General features: G+C 78.7%; 1 protein-coding gene and 1 pseudogene. Both read left to right on the top strand.

The window, feature by feature from the left end; all coding sequences use genetic code 11:
* Positions 1–162: pseudogene (locus CCN35_RS27980) on the top strand (ATPase); the annotation flags it as partial.
* A gap of 148 nt (positions 163–310) precedes the next feature.
* Positions 311–2253 (top strand): DUF5682 family protein (locus CCN35_RS26570; protein ID WP_169721392.1); only part of this gene is annotated, 1943 nt, incomplete at its 3' end.

Genomic DNA, 2253 nt, shown 5'->3' with positions numbered 1-2253 from the left:
GGCGTGCTGCGCGCCGGTGACGTGGCCGCGGGCATCCTCGGCGCCGTCGTCCGCGACCCGGCGTCCGACCGGGTCGTCTGGCAGGAGTACCTCGAGACCGTGGTCCGCGAGCGCGACGGCTGGAAGGACTTCTACCGGGCCTGCCGGGAGGTGAGCGCATGAGCGGCACCGGACGGCCGGACGACGGGGGACGGCCGCCGGCCGGCGCGGTGGGGGGCCGCGCCGCCGGCGAGCCCAGCTGGACGGGCGGACGAGGACGGCGGGGACGGCGAGGGTGACGAGGGCGACGAGGACGACGCGGGGGGACGGGGTGACGGAAGCCGGGACGGCCGGGGTCCGGTGGCCCGGCACGGGACCGCTGCTGCTCGGAGTCCGGCACCACGGGCCCGGGTCCGCACGGGCGGTGCGGGCCGCCCTGGAGGCGGCCCGGCCCCGCGCGGTGCTGGTCGAGGGCCCGCCGGAGGCCGATGCGCTGATCCCGCTCGCCGCCGACGAGGACATGCGGCCGCCCGTCGCCCTCCTCGCCCACGCCGTGGACGACCCCGGACGCTCGGCGTTCTGGCCGCTGGCCGGGTTCTCGCCCGAGTGGGTCGCCCTCCGCTGGGCCCTGGAGCACGGCGTCCCGGCCCGCTTCATCGACCTGCCGGCCGCGCACATGCTCGCGTGGGGCGACGAGCCGGACGGGCAGCAGGACGGGCAGCCGGACGGGCACTGCGCGGAGGAGGGGGCCGCGCAGCGCCCGTCCGGAGGCCGCCCGCCCGGGGCCGAGGTGCGCGCCGACCCGCTCGCCGCGCTCGCCGAGGCCGCCGGGTACGACGACCCCGAGCGCTGGTGGGAGGACGTCGTCGAGCACCGGGGCGCCGGGAAGGGGGACGTGTTCGCCCCGTTCCTGGCCCTGGAGGAGGCCATGGGCGCCCTGCGGGAGGCGTACGAGGACGAGGACCACGACCGGGACCTGGTGCGCGAGGCGGCCATGCGGCTCCGGGTGCGCGCCGCACGGCGCGAGTTCGGGGACGCCGTCGCCGTGGTGTGCGGGGCCTGGCACGTACCGGCGCTGCGGCAAAGGACGACCGTGGCCGCCGACCGGGCCCTGCTGAAGGGGCTGCCCAGGATCAGGACGGACATGACATGGGTGCCGTGGACGCACCGCCGGCTCTCCCGGGCGAGCGGCTACGGCGCGGGCATCGCGTCGCCGGGCTGGTACGCCCATCTGTTCGGCGCACCGGACCGGCCCGTGGAGCGGTGGATGACCCGGGTGGCGGGGCTGCTGCGGGAGGAGGACCGGATCGTGTCCTCCGCGCACGTCATCGAGGCGGTGCGGCTGGCGGGCACGCTCGCCGCGCTGCGCGGCCGTCCGCTGCCGGGGCTGAGCGAGACGACGGACGCGGTGCGCGCGGTGATGTGCGACGGCTCCGACGTGCCGCTGGCCCTGGTGCACGACCGGCTGGTGGTCGGGGACGTCCTGGGGGAGGTGCCGCAGGCGGCCCCCGCGGTGCCGTTGCAGCGGGACCTGACCCGCCTCCAGCGGCGGCTGCGGCTCAGACCGGAGGCACGGGAGCGGCAGCTGGAGCTCGACCTGCGCAAGGAGACCGACGCCGGGCGCAGCAGGCTGCTGCACCGGCTGCGGCTGCTGGGCGTCGGCTGGGGGGAGCCGGCCGTCCCGCGGAGCGGCACGGGCACGTTCCGGGAGACCTGGCGGCTGTGCTGGGAGCCGGAGCTGGCGGTGCGGGTCGCCGAGGCCGGGGTGTGGGGGACGACCGTGCTCGCCGCCGCGACCGCCAAGGCGGAGGCCGACGCCGTCGCCGCGCGGACGCTCGCCGAGGTCACCGCGCTCGCCGAGCACTGTCTGCTCGCCGGGCTCCCCGACGCGCTGCCCGTGGTGATGCGGGTGCTCGCCGACCGGGCGGCGCTCGCCGCGGACGTCGGGCACCTCGCCCAGGCGCTTCCGGCCCTGGTGCGCTCCCTGCGCTACGGCGACGTGCGCGGCACGGACACCGGGGCCCTGGCCGGGGTGGCCGCGGGCCTGGCCGAGCGGATCTTCGTCGGTCTGCCCCCGGCCTGCGCCGCACTGGACGCGGACGCCGCCGATGAGATGCGGCGCCATGTGGAGGCGGTCCACGGGGCCGTCGCCCTGCTCGGCGACACCCCCGCAGCAGCCCGGGCACCGTGTCCCGGCCGGCCAGGCCCCGGAGCACACCGTGCCAGCGGGCGCGCAGGCCCTCGGGGACGGCCGCGGGGGTGTCGCCGAGCAGG

The organism is Streptomyces thermovulgaris, from assembly GCF_002155915.1.
Classification (GTDB): domain Bacteria; phylum Actinomycetota; class Actinomycetes; order Streptomycetales; family Streptomycetaceae; genus Streptomyces; species Streptomyces thermovulgaris.
Note: the sequence above shows the minus strand (reverse complement) of the source record. Positions and strands in the feature narration are given on the sequence as shown.